The sequence below is a fragment of the Clostridium sp. AM29-11AC genome (assembly GCF_003480545.1).
In the GTDB taxonomy this organism is placed as follows: Bacteria; Bacillota; Clostridia; order Lachnospirales; family Lachnospiraceae; genus Otoolea; species Otoolea saccharolyticum_A.
In genome coordinates this window covers 1-8,306 of the sequence record NZ_QUJI01000040.1, presented here as the reverse complement: position 1 = coordinate 8,306, position 8,306 = coordinate 1, and the positions used below count along the sequence as shown (strand labels likewise).

At 49.7% G+C, this 8,306-nt stretch carries 4 protein-coding genes and 1 pseudogene; 4 read left to right on the top strand and 1 reads right to left on the bottom strand.

The genetic code is table 11. The annotated features are described in order from the left end of the window. Positions 1 to 550 precede the first annotated feature (550 nt). Positions 551 to 3,211, top strand: coding sequence for a cation-translocating P-type ATPase (locus DW757_RS16770; protein WP_118752293.1), 2,661 nt, complete (start codon positions 551 to 553; stop codon positions 3,209 to 3,211). A gap of 85 nt (positions 3,212 to 3,296) precedes the next feature. On the opposite strand, the pseudogene DW757_RS16765 reads toward DW757_RS16770, so the two are convergent. Continuing rightward, positions 3,297 to 3,626, bottom strand: a pseudogene (locus tag DW757_RS16765) (DUF4368 domain-containing protein); the annotation flags it as partial. A 475-nt stretch (positions 3,627 to 4,101) separates the two neighbouring features. Here DW757_RS16765 and DW757_RS16760 point away from each other — a divergent pair. The 3 genes from DW757_RS16760 to DW757_RS16750 are packed head-to-tail and all read left to right on the top strand — an operon-like array spanning position 4,102 to position 7,988. Beyond that, complete coding sequence (locus DW757_RS16760) at positions 4,102 to 5,967, top strand: TIGR03960 family B12-binding radical SAM protein (protein ID WP_118752292.1); 1,866 nt, start codon at positions 4,102 to 4,104, stop codon at positions 5,965 to 5,967. Then, positions 5,951 to 6,682, top strand: coding sequence for a TIGR03936 family radical SAM-associated protein (locus DW757_RS16755; RefSeq protein ID WP_118752291.1), 732 nt, complete (start codon positions 5,951 to 5,953; stop codon positions 6,680 to 6,682). Before DW757_RS16760 ends, DW757_RS16755 begins: the two co-directional genes overlap by 17 nt. Beyond that, entirely contained in the window at positions 6,663 to 7,988 is a 1,326-nt protein-coding gene (locus DW757_RS16750; protein ID WP_182433338.1) for a ribonuclease E/G, read from the top strand. Before DW757_RS16755 ends, DW757_RS16750 begins: the two co-directional genes overlap by 20 nt. Positions 7,989 to 8,306 lie beyond the last annotated feature (318 nt).

Genomic DNA, 8,306 nt, shown 5'->3' with positions numbered 1-8,306 from the left:
GGAAAAGACACAGTAGCAATAAAAAAATATATAGCCAACCAGCTAAAACAAGATCAGGAAATGGATCAGTTAAGTCTATTCGATCCGCGTGACCCGTTTACGGGTAGCAAGTAACCCCACGCGTGGCTGGCAGGCCAAAAAAAAGACGCACTTGTGCGTAGCTAGTGGTATTAGGGCTATGCCCGAAAAGGAAAAACCACCCGCTATGCGGGTGGATAATTATTCTGCGGCTACAAGCCGCTCTCTTTAGATGAAATGTATGCAATACGCTAAATCGCAATTTACCTCTTGACTTATTACAACATCTCCTGTATGTTATAAATAACACGTTAAAGAAAGGAATTGGAACAATCACAATGGACGACGCCGACAGTAGCGACGCTGACCGAAGTAACATTCACTGTAAACTGAATACATTTTTATATATAGGCATAACCTGCGTCTAACCATTAGATAGCAGGCTATGCCTTTTTGTGTTTCTTTTTGCTGACCACCGCTGAAAGGCGGTCAGAACATAAATTTTATCAAAGAAAGGAGTGACTGATCCATTATGGATCGACACAGACAGACGCCTTGGCACGCACTGAAACTTACGGAGGTTTATGACACTTTACATACCTCCGAGGAAGGATTAGGTGATGCCGAGGCTGCCGAAAGGCTGGAAAAATATGGGCGCAACGCATTGCGCTCGAAACCGCCCAAAACCATTCTTCAAATGCTGAAAGCGCAGATCATTGACCCGATGGTACTTATCCTCATCGGTGCAGCAGCTTTTTCCGCAATTTTGCAGGAATGGACGGAAGCGGCGGTAATCTTTGTTATTGTAATCGTCAACGCTGTCATTGGTATTGTGCAGGAAAAGAAAGCACAATCATCTTTGGAGGCTCTTCGCAACATGAGCGCCCCAACGGCCCGAGTTCTGCGCCAGGGGGAGGAGAGCGTAATTCCTGCCAGCGAGCTGGTAGTGGGTGACGTTGTGATGCTTGGCGATGGGGATATGGTTCCGGCGGACTTACGCCTGATAGATTCCGCCAATTTGAAAGTGCAGGAGGCTTCTTTGACCGGCGAATCCGTCCCTTCTGAAAAGGAAGCGGAAGATATTTTGCCGGAAGACTGCCCTCTGGGTGATCGCAGTAATATGGCGTACACCTCAGCCATTGTAACATACGGACGGGCGACCGGCGTTGTGGTAGCCACCGGCATGGATACCGAGGTAGGTAATATCGCCGGTATGCTAGATAATCAGGACGATACGGATACGCCCTTAAAACGGAAACTGAATGCGGTTGGTAAGACTCTGACCATCGTTGGACTAATCGTCTGCGCCTTGATCTTCGCTATCGGTGCTTTTTATCAGCGTCCGCTGATTCCGCAGTTCCTGGTTGCGATTTCGCTGGCAATCTCCATCATCCCGGAAGGTCTGCCTGCCACAGCCACGATTGTAATGGCCCTGGGCGTGCAGCGTATGGCTAAGAAAAACGCACTGATTCGTAAATTGCCTGCGGTGGAAACCCTGGGCAGCGCCACCGTTATTTGTTCCGATAAAACCGGTACTCTTACACTCAATAAGATGACGGTAACACACATTGCGGTCAACGGAGATTTTGAAAACGGTACAACTACCCCGATTGAAAATGCTGCTAAACAGCATCCTGCGGTATATAAAGAATTGGTTTATGCAGCGGCTCTCTGCAATGACGCCAGTCTTGACCCGGATAGAAAGGGAGAAATCATCGGTGACCCCACAGAGGGTGCGCTGATCTATATGGCACAGGCGTTTGGAATCGACCACGAAGCCCTGGAGGATAAATATCCACGCCTTTTTGAGCAGCCTTTTGATTCTGAGCGTAAGAGGATGACCACTGTTCACCGCATCCATGAGAAGTGGGTTTCTTATACCAAGGGTGCGGTGGATGAAATGCTGCCTCTGTGCACCCACATTCTGACTTCAGAAGGTGTGCGGCCCATCACAGGAGCTGACAAAGAAAACATTACAAAACTTTGCCTATCCATGTCGGAGGACGCTTTGCGTGTGCTCGGCTTTGCCACGCGCACCCTCACGGAGCTGCCTACAGATGATGATGAGAATGTAGAATTTGACATGACTTTTGTGGGTGTGACCGGAATGATCGACCCGCCCCGAAAGGAAGTGGCCGATTCCGTGCGTACCTGCCGTCAGGCGGGCATCCGAACGATTATGATCACCGGCGACCATAAGGTGACAGCCCTTGCCATTGCGAAAGAGCTGGATATTTACCGAGAAGGCAACACCGTCATATCCGGTGAGGAACTGGATACGATGACGGATGACGAATTGGGCGCTGCTGTAAAAACAACAACCGTATTCGCCCGTGTATCCCCTGCGGATAAACTGCGTATCATCCAGAGTTTGAAACGCACCGGTGAAGTAGCGGCTATGACGGGTGACGGTGTCAATGACTCTCCCGCCCTGAAAGCAGCGGACATCGGTGTTGCGATGGGTATCACCGGTACGGATGTGGCCAAGGATGCCGCCGACATGATCTTGCTGGATGACAGCTTTACCACGATTGCTTATGCCATCAAGGAAGGCCGTCGTGTCTACCGCAATATCCAGAAGGTAATCCAGTTCCTTTTGGTTGGTAATATCGCAGAAATTCTAACCTTGTTTGTTGCAACCCTGTTTAACTGGGATGCACCCCTTCTGGCTGTTCATATTTTGTGGGTAAACCTTGCCACGGCTACCTTGCCTGCCCTGGCACTGGGTGTTGATCCGGCCAGCAAGAACATTATGAAGCATAAGCCAGTAAAATCGGGCACTCTGTTTGAAAAAGATCTGGTGCGCCGTGTTATTATACAAGGTATCTTTGTGGCGGCCATGACCACCTGCGCTTACTGGATCGGCGCAAGCACGGGCGGCCATGTGACCGGTCAGACAATGGCGTTCTGTGTGCTGGCCTTCTCGCAGATGCTTCGCGCTTTTAATCAGCGCTCCAATACGGAGCCTATCTGGGTGCGGGCAGAGGGAATCAACCCCTGGCTGATCCTTTCTTTCGTGGTGTCCGCCCTTCTGATGGCGTGCATCCTGTTTGTCCCTGCACTGCAAAGTGCGTTCCAGTTGACCTTGTTGGATGGCACACAGTGGCTGATCGTCATTGGGTTGTCCTTGATGTCGATCCTTCAAGTAGAAATCATAAAATTTGTGAAACGAATTTATACCAAGGCACGTTAAAATATTCAGCAGTACCAGTGTTGACTGTTTTTCCTGCTTTGGCAAAACAATAGCCCTCCCCGTCATGGGGAGGGCTTCTCTGTCCTTATGCCGCAATCTCCGGGATTTCCCCGACAAAGTTATACACGATCCTGACTTCCTGCACCTTCTGGCCGTCCACCTTTTTGACTTCGCCAATCAGAATCCGGCTGATGAGCCGGTTCAGCACCGCCTCGTCCAGTTCCTCAATGGCGGAATAGCGCCGGATTTCCTTGATAAAGGTGCGGACTTCGCTCTCCTGAGCGTCAGCCCGGCTCTGCATCATTGCCAAGTCATGCAGACGCTTCTGGTTGGATTCCTGCTCCTGTTCCAGCGCTGCCGTCAGCTTCATAAACCGCTGCTCGGTCAGGATGCCTTTGGCCTTGTCAGTGTACAGATGCATGTTCAGTATTAGGGGCCGTTTACATAGAAAGGATGATAGGGGCATGGAAGAATAGATGTTTAAGAAAAACGAATTAGACAACAGTAATCATGGTTTGCCGTGCACCACTTATGATTGAAGAACCGGATAATTATCCGGGAAAGTCCAGGTTTGGAATGGAAGCAGATTAATCAAGAATTGTTTCGGTATGCGGAAAAGTATGATAGATGCTACCGCCGTAACTTGCGATTTGGCCAAAGGCAGCGGCACTGGGCAAACTGCCGTGAATGTTTAACTTGATAAAACAAGAAATGGTAGTTGCCTAATTCAGGAAAAACACTTATAATTATACTCCGTATTGTATTGTGCCGAATTTTATTTTTCAGAATATAACTGAATCGACGCGATCCACGTTCTTTTTTAAAACAGACAACTGCGTGAATGCAACTTGGATTTTTATGTATAATACACAATAGAAAAGGAAATTTTTATGAGAAAACTAGCTTTAAGTGATGAAATTTTGCTGTCCATCCAGCAGCCGGCCCGGTATATCGGCGGCGAAGTGAATTCGGTAGTGAAGGACCCGAAAAAGGTGGATGTACGCTTTGCCATGTGCTTTCCGGACGTCTACGAAATCGGAATGTCCCACTTAGGCATCCAGATCCTCTATGATATGTTCAATCGAAGAGAGGACGTATACTGCGAGCGGGTGTATTCCCCGTGGCTTGATCTGGACCGGATTATGAGGGAGAAGCAGATTCCTCTGTTTGCCGTGGAATCCCAGGACCCGTTAAAAGAGTTCGATTTCCTCGGAATTACGATTCAGTATGAAATGTGCTACACCAATATTCTCCAGGTGCTGGAGCTGTCCCAGATCCCGCTTCACGCAGCCGACAGGACAGAGGAGGATCCCATTGTCATCGGCGGAGGCCCCTGTACCTACAACCCGGAGCCGATTGCCGAGTTCTTCGACCTGTTCTACATGGGCGAGGGTGAGGTTGTGTATTTTGACCTTCTGGATCGGTATAAGGAAAACAAGAGAAACGGCGGCAGCAGGAGAGAGTTCCTGGAGATGGCGGCCGAGATCCCGGGCATCTATGTGCCGGCCTTCTACGATGTATTCTACAAGGAGGACGGAACCATAGACCGAATGGTTCCAAACAACCCCCATGCTAAGGAGACGGTGTCAAAGCAGCTTGTGATGGAAATGAGCGATACGTATTATCCGGAAAAACCGGTGGTTCCGTTTATCAAGGCTACCCAGGACAGGGTGGTGCTTGAGATCATGCGCGGCTGCATCCGCGGCTGCCGGTTCTGCCAGGCGGGAATGGTGTACCGCCCGGTGAGGGAGAGGAATCTGGAATACTTAAAAGATCTGGCCTATAAGATGTTAAAAAATACCGGCCATGAGGAGATCTCCCTGAGCTCTTTAAGTTCCAGCGACCACACGCAGCTGGAGGGCCTTGTGAACTTTCTCATCGATGAATTTGACGGAAAAGGAGTCAATGTATCCCTGCCGTCTTTAAGAATCGACGCTTTCTCCCTGGACGTGATGAGCAAGGTGCAGGATGTGAAGAAGAGCAGCCTTACGTTCGCGCCGGAGGCAGGCTCCCAGAGGCTTAGAAATGTCATTAACAAGGGGCTGACAGAGGAGGATATTCTCCGCGGCTCCCACGATGCCTTCCTTGGGGGATGGAACCGGGTGAAGCTCTATTTCATGCTGGGCCTTCCGACGGAGACGAAGGAGGACATGGAGGGGATTGCCGAGCTGGCTGAGAAGGTGGCTGAGGAGTACTATAAAGTTCCGAAGGATCAGAGAGTCGGAAAGGTGCAGGTCGTGTCCAGCACCTCCTTCTTTGTGCCAAAGCCGTTCACCCCGTTCCAGTGGGCTACGATGTTTACAAAGGAGCAGTATCTGGAAAAGGCTCATATAGTAAATGACAGGATGAAGTCCATGCTGAATCACAAGAGCCTGCGCTACAACTGGCATGAGGCAGATGTGACGGTCCTTGAGGGCGTCATGGCCCGCGGAGACAGAAAGGTGGCAGCAGTCATTGAGGAGGCCTACCGGAATGGGGCCCTCTATGATTCCTGGTCGGAGAGCTTTAAGAATGACGTATGGATGAAGGCCTTTGAAACCTGCGGCGTGGATCCGGATTTCTATACCCTCAGGGAGCGCTCCCTGGACGAGGTATTCCCCTGGGATTTCATTGACGCCGGAGTAACAAAGGAGTTTTTAAAGAGGGAGTGGAACCAGGCCATGAATGAGACGGTTACACCGAACTGCCGCCAGAAATGTTCTGCCTGCGGTGCATTAAAGTATAAGGGAGGCGTCTGCTATGAAAATAAGAATTAAATTCAGGAAGCAGGGCGCTGTAAAATTTATCGGCCACCTGGACATTATGCGGTATTTCCAGAAGGTCATGCGCCGGGCTGACGTAAATATCCGCTACAGCGAGGGATTCAGCCCTCACCAGATCATGTCCTTTGCCGCTCCTCTGGGCGTGGGATTCACCAGCAATGGAGAGTACATGGATATTGAGGTGCTTGACACAGACAGCTCAGAAGAGATGGTTCGCCGGATCAATGCTGTCAATGTGGAGGGGATCACGGTGACGTCCTACCGGAGACTTCCGGATTCTGCCAAAAACGCCATGGCTCTGGTGGCGGCAGCCGACTATACCATGTGGTTTAAGGAGGGCTACGAGCCGGAGGATGAGAAGGCGTTCTGGGACGGGCTGGCAGAATTTTTAAAGAGAGATTCCATCCAGGTTGTGAAAAAGACGAAAAAGGGAACGAAGGAGATGGATCTGAAGCCCTATATCTATGAGTATGCCATTGACAATGGCTCAGGAAAAGCAGGGGCGGGCAGAATCTTTATGAAGATCTCTGCCGGAAGTACAGCCAACGTGCGGCCGGAGCAGGTGGTAGGCGCCTACTTTGAGTCCATGGGGCAGGAGTATCCGCCGTTTGCCTTCCAGATTCAGAGGGAAGAGGTTTACGGCGATCAGGGAGATGAGAACGGCCACAGGTTCGTGGCTCTGGAGGACTATGGAGAGGAAGTCAAATAAGCTTCTGATTACGAGATGGAACGGTCAGATTCTCACGGCACTTACCGAGGACGGCAAGTGCCGTTCTCTGAATCTGGAACCGGCAGATTCCCGGGGAATCCTGGGGAATATCTATATCGGAAAGGTAAAAAATATTGTAAAAAATATTAATTCTGCCTTTGTGGATCTGGGCAGCGGGCAGATAGGCTACTACAGCCTGAAGGAAAATAAAAGGCACCTGTTTACTGATGAGATAGCTGCCGCACAGGCGGGAAACCGGAAAAAAACAGAAGGCGAGGAGAACGGGACTGAGGAAGGGTGGATGAAAAAGTCCGATGGCTTCCCTGTAAGGGCAAAAGAGCGTCTGCCGAAGGCGGGGGATGAAATTATCGTCCAGGTAGAACGGGATGCCGTAAAGACCAAGGATCCGGTGCTCACCTCAAACCTGAATTTTACAGGAAAATATCTGGTGCTGACCCTTGGAAAGAACCAGATAGGCTTTTCCGGAAAAATCAGGGACGGAGCCTGGAAAGAAAGTCTGAAAAAAATTCTGGAGGAGAAAAAGGACGACAGCTTTGGCATCATTGTGAGGACAAACGCGAGAGAGGCAGACATACAGAGCATCCTCAGGGAGCTTGAGCTTCTGAAGGAGCGGAAAAGCCGCCTTTTTGCCACAGCCGGCTGGCGTACCTGCTACAGCCTTTTGTCTTCATCCGAGCCTTCTTATGTGAACAGTATCCGGGATACCTACGCGGAGAATCTGGAAGCGATTGTGACAGACGACAGAGACTGTTATGAAGCACTCAGAGCTTATATGGAGGAGAATCAGAGGGAGGATCTGGAGAAGCTGTCCTTCTATGAGGATGCCATGGTCCCCCTTGCCAAGCTCTACAGCCTGGACACTGCCATGGAGCAGGCGCTGGGAAAACACGTGTGGCTCAAATCAGGGGGCTATCTTGTCATAGAGCCGACAGAGGCTCTCACCGTAATTGATGTAAATACAGGAAAATATGCGGGGAAAAAGACGCAGGCCGAGACGATTCTCAGGATCAACCGGGAGGCGGCAGTGGAGATTGCCCGGCAGATGCAGCTTCGGAACCTCTCCGGAATTATCATAGTAGACTTCATTGATATGGATGCCGAGGAGGATAAGAAGGAATTAATGAGGCTTCTGGAACTGGAGCTTCTTCGGGACCCTGTAAAGACTGTACTGGTAGAGATGACGAAGCTGGGGCTGGTAGAAATCACAAGGAAAAAGATCAGACGGCCCCTCGCAGAGCAGGTAAGAGAGCTAGGGAGCCGGCAGCAGCTAAAAGAAAAGAATTGAAAGAATAAATCAAAATCAAACAGCCAAAGGGATGAAGGGGAGAGGGGACAGAAAGAGGATAAAAGAGGAAGAAGATTAAAGAAGATAGAAGGGAGCTAAAAAGAATAGAAAGTCAAAAGAAGTTAAAAGAGAAGTTGTATCTCCGTTGACATGAACGCAATAAACGGCGCCATGAACGTCTTGGATAAGAGAAAGTAAAGAAAAAAAAGAGAACATGAAAAAGGAATATGAAAAAGTTTTTCGCCCTATGAAATCGTTTTTGGTAGTGTAAAAAAGTTTGTGTCTTTGGAAGAAAATGACTCCTTTTTGGTAAGAATT

Bases quoted from the DNA above. Each gene is read 5' to 3' on its own strand.
- DW757_RS16755 (WP_118752291.1), top strand. From the start codon at position 5,951: ATGAAAATAAGAATTAAATTCAGGAAGCAGGGCGCTGTAAAATTTATC.
- DW757_RS16750 (WP_182433338.1), top strand. From the start codon at position 6,663: ATGGAGAGGAAGTCAAATAAGCTTCTGATTACGAGATGGAACGGTCAG.
- DW757_RS16760 (WP_118752292.1), top strand. From the start codon at position 4,102: ATGAGAAAACTAGCTTTAAGTGATGAAATTTTGCTGTCCATCCAGCAG.
- DW757_RS16770 (WP_118752293.1), top strand. From the start codon at position 551: ATGGATCGACACAGACAGACGCCTTGGCACGCACTGAAACTTACGGAG.